Source organism: Nannocystis punicea, from assembly GCF_026965555.1.
Taxonomy (GTDB): Bacteria; Myxococcota_A; Polyangia; order Nannocystales; family Nannocystaceae; genus Nannocystis; species Nannocystis punicea.
The window spans coordinates 10,598,472-10,611,172 of record NZ_CP114040.1 but is presented as its reverse complement, the minus strand read 5'-3'; the positions used below and the strand labels follow the sequence as shown (position 1 = coordinate 10,611,172).

Sequence of the window (12,701 nt, the reverse complement as noted above, 5' to 3'; positions counted from 1 at the left end):
GCGGCCCACCGCGGCCACCGCAACGGCGGTGGCCGCGTTTTATTTTGTGCGAGCGCGTGACCCTTCAGACATGTCCGAAGGAGCATGCCCCGAAGGTCAGACCCACATGTTGACGGTCGGGTCCCAGCGCTTGAAGGTGCCGGAGAAGTCGCGGAAGATGTCGCGCTGGCCGGCCTGGACCTGGAACTTCTCGCGCTTGAACTTGCCGGCGAGGGCGTCGTCCATGCCCTCGTAGTCGGTCAGCGACACGTCTTCGCTCAGCATGTGAAAGGTCGCGTTGACCGCGGCGCCGTCGACCACCACGCTGACGAAGCCGTTGCGGCTCGAGTCGGCGAAGCCGAGGTGCGGGTTGGTGGTGGTGCCGGTGAACAGGGCGTCGATGGCCGACGCCAGCATGGAGGCGCCGGGCAGGCTGCTGAGGGTCGGGTCGGCGGCGACCTGGAGGACCAGCAGCGACTGGAACGGCGTCGAGCTGATGCCGGCGCCGACCAGCTCGACGATCTTCTTCTCGGGCGCCCCGGCGACCATCGGCGTGCCGGCGTAGAAGGCGTGGATGTCGCCGGTGATGGCGACCACGTTGTCGACCGCCTGCAGCTCGGCGAGCAGCGCGTCGCGGGCCGGGTTGAAGCCGTCCCACTGGTCGACGTTCATGTAGTAGAGCTGGTTGTACGGCTCGATCGGGAACGAGGTCAGGTCGATCACCAGCGGCATCAGCGTGTACTCGGTGCCCCACACCTTCCACGTCGCCGTCGAGCCCTTCATCGTCGCCAGGAACCACTCGCGCTGGGCCTGGCCCATGACGTCGACCGAGGCCGGCTCGGCCGCCGCGCGGGCGGCCGCCCAGGCGTCGAACGCCGGCTTGACGACGAAGTAGCGGGCGCCGATCGAGCCGTTGAAGCTGCGCTTGCCCATGCCGAGGAACGACAGGCCGCGCGGCAGCGTCGCCAGCTCGGCCTCGTCGATCGGCGGGGTCGGGTCGCCGAGAGTCGCCAGGGTGCTGTTGATGAAGCCGGCGTCGATCTTGCCGGTGAGGTGCGCGGGGTCGAAGGCGAGCTCCGCGGCGCCGGCCAGCAGCGCGTCCTTGTAGACGCCGCCCTGGTAAGCGTCGATGTCCTCGACGTACGGGGTGGCGAACTCGGGGATCGATCCGAACTGCTCGACCAGCGCGGCCTCGTCGATCACCACCGCGCCGGGGAAGCCGTCCTCGGGGATCAGGTGGTCGGGCCGGTAGCTGCGGAGGTCGGTCATCACCAGGTGGAGGTGCTTGCCGAAGCGGAAGTCGCGGTAGATCGTGATGTCCTGCGGGTACGGCTTGCTCGGGTCGTACACGAATTCGTCGTCGCCGAAGTCGATCGGCATGTACTCGAACCACGCCTGGTTGGCGTGCTTGCGGCGGGCCTCGTCGTGCTCGTCGACCCGGCCGTCGAAGTAGGTCGCGGTGGCGCCGAAGCAGTCGTCGCTGAACTCGTGGTCGTCCCAGATCGCGATCATCGGCAGGCTCTCGTGCACCCGCCGCAGCGCCGGGTCGGAGCGGTAGCCGCGGTACAGCTCGCGGTAATTGCTGAGGCTGCTGGCCGCGAAGTACTCCTCCGGGGTGCCCTCGTTGAACACGATCGCCCCGGCGGTGTCGGAGAACGCGATCCCGCGGCCGGCCGCCTGGAAGGTCGGGTCGCCGGTAGTTTCGTAGACGTAGTCACCGAGGTGAACGAAGAAGTCGAGATCCGGCTGCGCCAGCAGGCCGCGGTAGCTATTATAATAGCGGCCGTTGTAATCCTGACACGACGCGTAGGCGAAGCGGATCGGGACGTCGGCGTCAGAAGCCGGCGCAGTGCGGGTTCTGCCGACCGCGCTGCCGTATCGGCCATCTTCGCGATTGTGAACAAATCTATAATAATAGGTGGTCGCCGGCTCCAGGCCCTTGAGCTTGGCCTTGGCGCAGCGGTCGAACATCGTGCGGGCGGGGACCGCCGCGCTGGCGGCGTCGAGCTCGACGCGCATGGAGAAATCGGGGTCCAGGGCCAGCTCCACGGTGAGCTCGAGATCACCGTCGCCCGCCGCCTCGTCGTCGACGCGGGTCCACAGGATCACGCTGTCGGGCCGCGGGTCGCCGGACGCCACCGATTGAGGGAAGTACGCCGCACCGTCGAGCAGCGGCTCCTCGGCGCCGGTGGTCGGCGCGGTGCTGCCGGTCGGTTCGGTGCCGTCGGTGCCCGTCGATCCGTCGCTGTCGGTGGTTCCGTCGCCGTCGCCCTTGCAGGCGGACAGGCCGGCGGAGACGACGCTGACGAGCGTCGCGCGCAAGAATTGACGGCGAGAGAATCGTGAAGTCATGAGTCGGTGGCTCCGGCGAGCCACTCTATCGCAGTCCGCGCAGACGCTCGCGGGTCCGCGCCCCGTGCGTTTTGCCGCGGCTCATGGATGCGGCGCAGCCGGCGATGCGGCGCGCGCTGGAGGAGCCCCGCGTGATGAAGAAGTTGTCACGCGATTGTCGATCTGGCGACGCGGTCCTCGCATCGGGTATGAAGGGTGCGATGTCTGGCATGAACTCTCCTTGTCCTCGTCGCACCTTCTCCTTCGCGCGCGCCGGCGCCACCGGCCTCGCGCTCAGCCTGTCCCTCGGGGCATGTGGCGGCGACGACAAGGGCGACACCGACGCCGCGAGCGACTCGACGGTGGGGACCCAGGGCACGGACGACACGGCGGACATGACGGCGGGCACCGAGCCGACCGGCACGAGCACCGACGGCGCCACCGACACCGAGACCGAGGGCGGCACCTCGCCGACCACGGGCGGCGAGGTCCCGGCCGATTGCGACGCGTTCGTCAGCCCGAGCGACGACGACGTGGCGACCCTGCAGGGCGCGCTGCTCAACGCGGCCGACGGCGACGTCGTCTGCCTGGCCGAGGGCACCTTCTCGCTCAACACCGAGATCTCGATCTCCGCCAACAACCTGACCCTGCGCGGCGCCGCCCGCGACCTGACGATCCTCGACTTCAGCGCCCAGGACCTCGGCGCCAACGGCATCAAGATCAGCGGCGACGGCGTGACGGTGCGGTCGTTCACCGTCAAGGAGACCCCGGGCGACGGCATCCGCGGCGACGACGTGGCCGACATCACCTTCGACGACGTCTCGGTCGAGTGGGCCGCCAAGGAGTCGATGGAGAGCGGCGCCTACGGCTTCTACCCGGTCGGCAGCACGGGGGTGGTGATCCGCAACTCGCGGGTCATCGGCGCCCGCGACGCCGGCATCTACGTCGGCCAGTCGACCAACATTTTGGTCGAGGACAACGAGGCCTACGACAACGTCGCCGGCATCGAGATCGAGAACTCGACCGGGGCGACGGTCCGCCGCAACCACACCCACGACAACACCGCCGGGATCCTGATCTTCAACCTCCCGGGCCTGCCGGTGCAGGACGGCAAGCACACCCTGGCCTACGAGAACATCGTCGAGAACAACAACGGCGAGAACTTCGGCATCCCCGGCACCTCCGTGGCCGCGGTCCCGCCGGGCGTCGGCTTCATGATCCTGGCCGCCGACGAGAACGAGCTGCGCGACAACATCATCCGCGGCAACCGCACCACAGGCGTGATCATCGTCAGCTACAACGAGGCGATCGGCCTCGAGCCGGCCGACGACCCCAACTTCGACCAGTACGCCGAGGGCAACTACGTCCACGACAACAGCTTCGAGGGCAACGGGATGATGCCGGCCTCGCCGATCGACGGGGTGGCGGGCGTGCCGGCGGCCGACGTCCTGTTCGACGGCTGCCTCGACCCCGACGCGATGGCGATGGACCCGGCGCTGGTCAACTGCCTGTGGCAGAACGGCGACGCCGACTACATGAACTTCGACCTGTGCGGCGGCCTCGCCAACAAGAGCACCGACCTCGAGCCGGTCACCTGCCAGCACACGGCGCTGCCCGAGCTGCCGGAGGGCTGAGCGCCCATGCTCCGGAGGACATGTATGCGAGGCCATGTACTGAAGGTCATCCTCGTCGCCGCCGCCGGCTGCGGCGGCACCGGCGGCGCGACCACCGAGGCGACCGGCGCCACGGAGACGACCACCGGCACCGGCGCAGCCACCCTCGACGCGAGCACCGACGCGAGCACCGACACCACCGCGCCGACCACCGGCGACCCGTGCGCCGGGACCACGCGCTGCCCGGTCGAGGGCGAGTGGCCGCTGCCGAAGCTCAGCGACTACGACTTCTTCGTCCAGCCGATGGTCGACCTGGCGCCCAAGGACGGCGTGGTGCCCTACACCGTGGCGGCGCCGCTGTGGTCCGACGCGGCCGGCAAGGGCCGGTTCATCGTCCTCCCGGAGGGCGGCAAGATCGGCTTCAGCGACGGCGAGGGCTGGGACTTCCCCGACGGCGCGGTGATCATCAAGAACTTCTGGTTCGACCACGACCGCCGCGACGCCGCCGCGGGCCGGCGGATGATCGAGACGCGGCTGCTGTTCCGCGTCGCCGGCGCCTGGGAGTCGGTGACGTACCTGTGGGACGACGCGCAGACCGAGGCGACGCTGCACAAGATCGGCAAGCGCGTGAACGTCGAGTTCATCGACGAGGAGGGCGTCGCCAAGGTCGAGGAGTACATCGTGCCGAACCTCGACCAGTGCGGCAGCTGCCACGAGCGCGACGACGCCACCGAGCTCCTGGGGACGATCACCCACCAGCTCAACATGGAGGTGGTCGTCGACGGCCAGGCCGTCAACCAGCTCGAGTGGCTCGCCGCTCAGGACATGTTCTCCGGGACATTGCCCGAAGTGCAGACGCTGCCGCGCCTGGTCGACCCGTTCGGCGACGAGCCGCTCGAGGCGCGCGCGCGCTCGTACCTGCACGCCAACTGCTCGCACTGCCACCGCCTCGGCGGCGGCGCGGGCAAGAGCGGCCTGGTGTTCCTCGCCTGGGAGGAGATCGAGGCCAAGTACGGCGTGTGCAAGGTGCCGGCGGCCGCGGGCCCGGGCACCGGCGGGCACCACTACGACATCGTCCCGGGCCAGCCGGACGACAGCATCGTCATGTTCCGCATGAACTCGCTCGACCCGGAGATCAAGATGCCGGAGCTGCCCAACCGCGTCATCGATGCGCGCGGGGTCCAGCTGATCCACGAGTGGATCGCGGGGATGCCGGCGAAGGACTGCGAGATGCTGCCCTGAGCTGGCCTTGGGGACAGCCGCCCCGCCGCGCTCACTGGCGCGGCGGGACCGGGTCGCAGTAGAGGCAGGGGTCCATCACCGGCGAGGGCGACTCGACCGGGTGGGGCGGGCGGCCGAGCGGGATCGTCACCGTGCCCGCGCCCCAGCGGCCGGCGCGGCGGCGGCGGAGCACCGCCGAGACGCTGTCCTCGCGCACGTACAGCTCGGCGAAGCCGGCCCGGTTGGTCTGCAGCTCGGCCTTGAGCGCGGTGCCCTGGAAGTACCAGAAGCCGCGCGCGCCGGCCCGGCTGTCGGGCGCGGAGGCCGAGCCCGAGATGACCTGAAAGACAGGTGGCTTGAGCCAGTAGCGGCTCGAGCGCTTGGTCGCCGGGCCGATGTCGCCGGTCGCCAGCAGCATGCGGTCGTGGGCCGACAGCGCCCCGGCGAACAGGCCGGCGTCGACCGCCCGGCGCACCGGCTCGGCGTGGAGGTAGTAGCCGCTGTCGCTGTACATGCCGCCGACGCCGTGCGGGCCGGCGCTCTCGAGCGGGTGGTGGCTGACGAGCAGGCGCGGCCACGGGGCCGGCGCGGCGGTCAGGGCGGCCAGCAGCGCCGCCTGCTCGGCCACGCTCTGGTCGGCGCGCGCGGCCGCGGGGGTGTTCACCGGCGGCGGGACCAGCCAGGCGGCGCTGTCGACCACGACCAGCTCGACCAGCGGGGATGACTCCGGGGACATGTCCTTGGGGCCCGGTGCGCAAAGACCTGTCGAACAGGACATGGTCACACGGACATGTCCGTCGGGATAGACGGCGAAGGCGTAGTTGTGGCCCGGCATGGCCCACGGGTGCGGGCCCTCGTCCGGCTCCGACTGCAGCTCGAGCTCGGGCTGGCCGCAGCGCCAGTCCTGCTCGCCGAGAGCGGCCAGGGCCGCGCCGCCGGCGGCCGCGTGGGCGCGGACGACCCGGGCCAGCGCAGCCGGACCCTTGGCCTGCCACGCCGCCGAGACCGCGGTGCAGCGGCCGAGGTCGCCGGGGCCGACCGGGCCGATGTTGTCGCCGAGCCAGAGCACCACCACGGGCCGGCCGCGGCGCTTGTGCTCGGCCAGGACGCGCTCGAGCTCGGCCGCCGTGGCCTGGCCGGACGATCCGCGCGCGCCCACGTCGCCGAGCAGGACCAGGCTGACCTCGGGGACAGCCGGCACCGCGGGCACCACCGGCGGGCCCCACTGCTTGCCGCGCTCGATCGCGCAGGCGCAGGCGCCGAGCGCCAGGAGGGCGGCGAGCACGGAGGCCGCGCCCCGGGAGCGGCCGCGACGGCGATGCCGGCGAGATCGGCGAGCCTGCGCAGCCGTCATGGACGCGCGAGCATAACACGCGAAGGCCTGCGGATGCGCGGGCGCCCGCCGCGGCCGGTCCGGTGGCCCCTGCGAGGCCGCGACGCCGGAGCGTGCGGCGCGTCGCGCACTCGAAGCTCACGCAGGCCGGCCTCAGCGGGCCGCTGCGGCGAGCTTACGCACGGTCTGGGGCCGGAGGCGCGCTTGCGCGGCCCCAGGGGCTCGGGCAAAAGTCGACGCATGTCGCCCGCGGCGATCATGCTGTCGATGACCGTCAACGGCGAACCGGTGCAGGTGGCCGCGCCGCCGCACTGGACGCTCCTGGAGGTGCTGCGCTACCGCCTCGACCTGATCGGCAGCAAGCAGGGCTGCGACAAGGGCGACTGCGGGGCCTGCACGGTGCAGATCGACGGCGTGCCGCAGCTCGCGTGCCTGACCCTGGCGATCCACGCCGAGGGCCGCGCGGTGACCACGGTCGAGGGGCTGGGGCTCCTGGCCGGCGGGGTCCACCCGCTGCAGGACGCGTTCGACCGCCACACCGCGGCGCAGTGCGGCTTCTGCACGCCGGGCATCCTGCTCAGCGCCGAGGCGCTGCTGCGCAAGCGCGGCCGCGAGGTCTCGCGCGCGGAGGTGTGCGAGGCGCTCGCGGGCAACCTGTGCCGCTGCACCGGTTACACCAAGATCATCGACGCGGTGGTCGACGCCAGCCGCGTGATGGCCGGGGCGAACACCCAGGAGGCTGGCCGTGGCGAGTGACGACGCAGAGCGCGAGGCGACGGGCGACGGCATCGGCGAGGCGAGCGCCGCGGTCGGCGACGAGGCGAGCGAGCAGGCCGAGCGCGACCGCGTGGCGTGGCAGCTCGGCAAGAGCCACCGCAAGGTCGACGCGATGGAGCGCATGCGGGGCGTCACCCGCTACACCGACGACCTCAAGCTGCCGGGCATGCTGCACGCCAAGATCTTGCGCAGCCCGCACGCCCACGCGCGCATCAAGTCGATCGACAGCTCGGCCGCGCTGGCCATGCCCGGGGTGTTCGCGGTCGTCACCGGCCAGGACTTCAAGATCCCCTACGGCATCATCCCGTGGACGCCCGACGAGAACGCGCTCGCGGTCGACAAGGTGTGCCACGTCGGCGACGGCCTGGCCGCGCTCGCGGCCGTCGACGAGGACACCGCCAACGCGGCCCTGCGCGCGATCAAGGTCGAGTACGACGTCCTGAAGCCGTACTTCGACCCCGAGGAGGCGCTCAAGGTCCGCGACCGCGAGGGCACGATCAACCCGTACTCGCGCAAGGGCAACGTGTCGAAGCACGTGCTGCTCGAGTTCGGCGACATCGAGGCCGAGCTGGCCCGCGCCGACCTGGTGATCGAGGGCGAGTACTTCTTCGAGGGCACCACCCACGGCGCGATCGAGCCCCACTGCGCGCTGGCCCACGTCGACGGCGGCGGGGTGCTGACGGTGTGGTCGGCGACCCAGGTCTCGCACTACCTCCACCGCGAGCTGGCCAAGGTGCTCGAGCTGCCGGCGCACAAGATCCGCGTGATCCAGCCGCCGCTCGGCGGGGCGTTCGGCGGCAAGAGCGAGCCGTTCGACCTCGAGTTCGTGGTCGCCAAGCTGGCCATGAAGACAGGTCGGCCGGTCAAGCTGCTGTACACCCGCGAGGAGGTGTTCTACGCCCACCGCGGCCGCCACCCGATGAAGATGAGGCACCGCACGGGCTTCACCAGGGACGGCGGCCTGCTCGGCGTCGACGCCCGCACGATCCTCGACGGCGGCGCGTACTCGAGCTTCGGCCTCGTCACCACGTACTACTCGGGCCAGCTGATGTGCTCGCCCTACATCTTCCCGGCCTACCGGTTCGACAGCACGCGCGCCTACACCAACAAGCCGGCGTGCGGGCCGAAGCGCGGCCACGGCTCGGTGCAGCCGCGCTTCGCCATGGAGATCCAGCTCGACAAGGCGTCGGTGGCCCTCGGCCTCGACCCGATCGAGCTGCGCCGCCGCAACGCGATCAAGGCCGGCGAGAAGACCGTCAACGAGTTCCAGGTCGGCTCGTCGGGCTTCCTCGAGTGCCTCGAGAAGGTCGAGCGCTCGTCGGGGTGGGTCGCCAAGCGGCGCGAGCTGCCGTACGGGCGCGGGATCGGCATCGCCGGCTCGACCTACATCAGCGGCACCAACTACCCGATCTATCCCAACGAGATGCCGCAGGCGGCGGTCCAGATCTGCCTCGACCGCAGCGGCCGCGCGCGCGTGTTCAGCGGCGCCAACGACATCGGCCAGGGCAGCAACACGATGCTGGCGGTGATCGTCTCGGAGGAGCTCGGCATCCCGCTCGAGGACATCCGCGTGCTGTCGGCCGACACCGACCTGTGCCCGGTCGACCTCGGCGCCTACTCGTCGCGCATCACCCTGATGGTCGGCAACGCCTGCCTCGACGCGGCGCAGCGGCTGCGGCGCAAGGTGTGCGAGAGCGTGGCCAAGCGCTGGGGCGTGTCGCGCAAGCGGGTCACGCTCGCGGGGCGGATGGCGATCGACCGCGAGGACCCGGCGCGCCACGTCGACAGCGCGCAGGCGTTCCAGTGGGCCGAGGCCGACCACGGCCTGCTCGGCGAGACCGGCAGCTACAACACGCCGAAGGACCGCCACGGCGAGTACCGCGGCGGCACGATCGGCGCCTCGCCGGCGTACTCGTTCACGGCGCACGTGGCCGAGGTCGAGGTCGACGCCGAGACCGGCCTGGTCGAGGTCAAGACGATCTGGATCGCCCACGACTGCGGCAAGGCGCTGTCGCGCAAGATCGTCGAGGGCCAGATCGAAGGCTCGACCTACATGGGCTTCGGCGAGGCGTTGATGGAGCGCCACGCGGTCGACCCGGCCCACCGCGGCGTGCACGTCGGCCCGAGCTTCCTCGACTACCGCATGCCGACCTTCCTCGACACGCCCGACCTCGAGGCGATGATCGTCGAGGCGCCCGACGCGAACGGGCCCTACGGCGCCAAAGAGGCCGGCGAGGGGCCGCTCCACTCGAGCATCCCGGCGATCGCCAACGCCATCTACGACGCGGTGGGCATCCGCCTCGACCGCCTGCCGTTCTCGCCGCAGACCGTGCTCGCGGCCCTGCGCCAGCGCGAGGAGCGGGAGCGGGCCGGGCAGCTCGCCCCGCACAAACCCGCGGACCGTGAGTCCCGGAGGAGCGCCTGATGCTGCGCCTGCCGCAATTCGAGGTCGTCGCCCCCGAGAGCGTCGCCGACGTCGTGACCGCCCTGCAGCGGCCCGGCGCGCGCGTCATCGCCGGCGGCACCGACATCCTTCCAAATCTGAAGCACCACCTCGGGACGCCGCAACATCCCGCGGAGCTGCCGCCTGTCCTGGTGAGCCTGTCCCGAGTGACAGCCCTGCGCGGGGTGGCGCTCGACGAGGCCGCGGGGGTGCTGCGGATCGGCGCCGGGGTGACTCTTTCGCAGCTCAGCGAGCACCCCGAGGTCCAGCGGCGCTTCCCCAGCCTGTCCCAAAGCGCAGGTGCGGTCGCGAGCCCGCCGATCCGCAACATGGGGACCATCGGCGGCAACGTCAACCTCGACACCCGCTGCCGCTACGTCAACCAGACCCACTTCTGGCGCGAGGCGCTCGGGGGCGGCTGCCTCAAGTCGGAGGGCAACGTGTGCCACGTGGTCCCCGGCGGCCGCAACTGCGTGGCGGCGATGAGCTCCGACAACGTGCCGGTGCTGATCTCGCTCGACGCGACGATCGTGCAGGCCGGCCCGGAGGGCGTGCGCGAGCTGCCGATCGAGGAATTTTATAAAGCCGACGGCCTGGCGCACACCAACGCCAAGCCCGGCGAGGTGACCACGGAGCTGCGCGTGCCGCTGCCGAAGGGCCCTCGGCGCTCGCACTATATTAAATGGTCGGTGCGCAAGAGCATCGACTTCCCGCTGGTCAGCGTGGCGCTGCGCTTCGACCTCGGCGAGGACGAGGCGACCGTCGCCGCGGTCAAGGTGGTCGTCGGCGTGCTCGGCTCCAAGCCGCGCACCCTGAGCAAGCTCGACGACGTCGTCGGCAAGAAGTTCGGCGACCCCGCCGTGGCGCGGATGGTGTCCGACGCCGCGTACGCGCAGTGCAAGCCGCTCGAGAACGTGCCCTACGAGGCGGCGTACCGGCGCGACATGATCCGCGTGTACACGCGCCGCGCCATCGAAGCGCTGGCGGCGTCCGCCGAGTGACGCGATTGCGGCCCCGGCCGCAATCATCACAGTCTGTCCTCCTCGGCGGGCGAAAATCGCGGGGCGTGGCCGCGAGCCCTCGAGGCTGCGATGGATTTCCCTGACCGGCGGTCGTGCAGGCGCGCGCGGCCGAATCGGCGGGCGGGGTCGCGCGCGCGGCCGGCGCTTTTCATCGTGACGCGGACTGCCTAAGCTGGCGACGTTCGCTGTCTTTTAAAAACCAGAGAAAGAGACATCATGACTCAAATCCCGCAGCTCGCCGCGCCCCAGCTCGTCATCAACAGCCGGATGCTCTATACGAGCTGGATCCCCGCAGATCCGGCCGCGTGCCGCAACTTCTTGCCGCCCGCGCTGCGTCCGGCGCCAAACGGCGCGGTCTACATGAACCAGTACGTCGTCGACTCGGCCGAGCAGACCACCGGCTTCGGCGCTTACTCGTTGACCTACCTCGGACTCGACCTCGACTCGTTCGCGCCCGACGGCGCGACGCCGGCCCGGTTCTTCACGCATTACTTCAATTCGTCGCCGATCGTGCGCGCCTACGCGGCCGAGAGCGGGGTGCCGGCCAGCCCGGGCAGCACCGAGCTCGACCTGCACGCGCACACGTTGACGGCCACGGCCACGGTCGACGGCAAGCCGCTCATCCGCACCCGGGTCAAGGTGAGCAAGAAGATCGGCGTGACCGTGGCGGGGCACCTCAAGTACGTGACCCGCGTCGGCGACCGCCTGGTCGGCGGCAACTACCCGTACATCGCAGAGCTCGTCGACGAGTTCGAGGTGCAGTCGATCGAGTTCCTCGACCCGAGTCACCCGGTCTACGCGCTGCGCCCGGCGTCGCCGCTGAAGATCTTGCCGGCGGCCAGCTTCTACTCGCCGCGCGACTCGTTCGTCTACCCCGGCGGCGTCGAGGATATGGGGCCGGCCGACGGCTAGCGCTTCGGGACATGCTCCGAAGGGCATGTCCTTGAGGATAGATTAATGTTTCGCGGGCTCGCCCGTGCGGCAGGCCGCGGCGAGCTGGGCCCAGAATTGGCCGGGCAGGCCGTGGCCGTAGCGCAGCAGCGGATACAGCATGCGGCCGGTCTGCCGCTCGCAGCGGTCCATCGCGCGGATCCGCTGCGGATCGTAGCCCTCGCGGCCGCGCTCGACCTGCTCGGCGAGGCCCTCGACGCCGAGGTCGTCGAGCTCGTCGCGCGGCCGCAGGAGGGCCGCCAGCTCGGCGTAGTCGTTGCGGTAGTGGTTCGGCGGGGGGGGAGGGAAGTCGAGCTCGAGCCGCGCGAGGACCACCAGCAGCGGCTGATCGCGCGGCTCGGCGGCGGCGAGCAGGCGCTCGCGCGCGGGCAGGTCGATGCGCGCGAGCAGCTCCGGCCGGTTGGCCAGGTACCACGCGGCCTCGTCCTTCACCGCTTCGGGCCCCCCGGCGATGGCATCGACGAGGGCGCGCACGCGGGCGTCGGGATCCTTGGCGGCGGCGAAGGCCCGCAGCGCGAGGGCCTGCGGGTCGCCGGCGCGGCCCTCGTGATAGGCGATCGTCTCGCCGCGCGGGCCGAGGAACACGACGGCGCGCCGACCGGTGCGATAGCCGACGTGACAGCTGGTGTTGGTCTCCTCCCCCTGCAGCGTCGCGCGCGGCGAGCCCTTGAGCGTCCGCAGCACGTGGAGCCGGGCCATCCCCGCCTGATGCCGCCCGGGAGTCTCCTCGACGCGGACCTCGGCCACGCGCGCGGCCTGTTCGAACAGCTCGAACTGGGTCATGTAGGGCTTGCTGCACGCCGACGCGGGCCGAGGGGTGACGAGCAAGAACAACGCTGCGGCCGCGAGGAGCGTGCGGGCGATCATTCGGGGGAGAACGCGCGCTCGGTGGCCCAGATTCAGGCGCTGTCGCGCTGCAGATGTGAGGCAACGGTCGGTGCCCCCGCACGCGAAGAACAGCGCCGATCCGTCTGGAGCTCCAGACCTTGGCCTCGTCCTCGCGGGAAAGGCCTGCCGGAGCCATCCCCGAT

The 12,701-nt window shown here is 71.0% G+C and carries 9 protein-coding genes; 6 read left to right on the top strand and 3 right to left on the bottom strand.

From position 1 onward, the window contains the following. Positions 1–96: 96 nt before the first annotated feature. Complete coding sequence (locus O0S08_RS40675) at positions 97–2,301, bottom strand: alkaline phosphatase D family protein (RefSeq protein ID WP_269034894.1); 2,205 nt, start codon at positions 2,299–2,301, stop codon at positions 97–99. 239 nt (positions 2,302–2,540) lie between these two features. Between O0S08_RS40675 and O0S08_RS40670 the strand changes: the two genes are divergently transcribed. Continuing rightward, on the top strand, positions 2,541–3,944 hold the full coding sequence (locus O0S08_RS40670; RefSeq protein ID WP_269034893.1) for a parallel beta-helix domain-containing protein: 1,404 nt from the start codon (positions 2,541–2,543) through the stop codon (positions 3,942–3,944). A gap of 24 nt (positions 3,945–3,968) precedes the next feature. Beyond that, entirely contained in the window at positions 3,969–5,165 is a 1,197-nt protein-coding gene (locus O0S08_RS40665; RefSeq protein WP_269034892.1) for an SO2930 family diheme c-type cytochrome, read from the top strand. Between the two features lie 31 nt (positions 5,166–5,196). Here the strand turns inward: O0S08_RS40665 and O0S08_RS40660 are convergent, their stop codons facing one another. After that, positions 5,197–6,429, bottom strand: coding sequence for a hypothetical protein (locus O0S08_RS40660; RefSeq protein ID WP_269034891.1), 1,233 nt, complete (start codon positions 6,427–6,429; stop codon positions 5,197–5,199). A gap of 288 nt (positions 6,430–6,717) precedes the next feature. On the opposite strand from O0S08_RS40660, the gene O0S08_RS40655 reads away from it, so the two are divergent. The 4 genes from O0S08_RS40655 (at position 6,718) to O0S08_RS40640 (ending at position 11,631) form a co-directional block, all read left to right on the top strand. Continuing rightward, complete coding sequence (locus O0S08_RS40655; RefSeq protein ID WP_269034890.1) at positions 6,718–7,233, top strand: (2Fe-2S)-binding protein; 516 nt, start codon at positions 6,718–6,720, stop codon at positions 7,231–7,233. Continuing rightward, the gene (locus O0S08_RS40650; protein ID WP_269034889.1) at positions 7,223–9,679 is read left to right on the top strand and encodes a xanthine dehydrogenase family protein molybdopterin-binding subunit; all 2,457 of its coding nucleotides are present in this window, start codon (positions 7,223–7,225) and stop codon (positions 9,677–9,679) included. The genes O0S08_RS40655 and O0S08_RS40650 overlap by 11 nt, the downstream gene beginning before the upstream one ends. Further along, positions 9,679–10,698 (top strand): FAD binding domain-containing protein, encoded by a 1,020-nt coding sequence (locus tag O0S08_RS40645; RefSeq protein ID WP_269034888.1) that lies wholly within the window; start codon positions 9,679–9,681, stop codon positions 10,696–10,698. The genes O0S08_RS40650 and O0S08_RS40645 overlap by 1 nt, the downstream gene beginning before the upstream one ends. A gap of 237 nt (positions 10,699–10,935) precedes the next feature. Then, a complete protein-coding gene (locus O0S08_RS40640; protein ID WP_269034887.1) occupies positions 10,936–11,631 on the top strand; it encodes an acetoacetate decarboxylase family protein in 696 nt (231 codons plus the stop codon). Positions 11,632–11,673: 42 nt separating this feature from the next. On the opposite strand, the gene O0S08_RS40635 is transcribed toward O0S08_RS40640, so the two are convergent. Next, positions 11,674–12,537, bottom strand: coding sequence for a hypothetical protein (locus O0S08_RS40635; protein WP_269034886.1), 864 nt, complete (start codon positions 12,535–12,537; stop codon positions 11,674–11,676). Between the last annotated feature and the right edge of the window lie 164 nt (positions 12,538–12,701).